We start from the raw sequence: 211 nt of genomic DNA on the forward strand, positions 1-211 counted from the left end.
TTTAGACTTTCTAACGGTTGTGTGAAAGTCACATATGCACTAAGCGGTAATGTAATTTTCAAAGTAACGTTCGTTAATTTCGTTACCGCACCAGTTGCTTTAAGATTAATGTTGAAGTTAACATCTTGACCAGCATCAACATTTTTATTTTGAGGATCAATTGTAAAATCCCCTTGAAAATTCCCCGTTGGAAAACTTTGGATCTGTTTAT

General features: G+C 34.1%; 1 protein-coding gene. It reads right to left on the reverse strand.

Annotation, left to right across the window (positions count from 1 at the left end):
- Positions 1–211: hypothetical protein (locus FC90_RS09390; protein WP_162258694.1), on the reverse strand; the 211-nt coding region annotated here is incomplete at both ends.

The organism is Latilactobacillus graminis DSM 20719, from assembly GCF_001436415.1.
In the GTDB taxonomy this organism is placed as follows: domain Bacteria; phylum Bacillota; class Bacilli; order Lactobacillales; family Lactobacillaceae; genus Latilactobacillus; species Latilactobacillus graminis.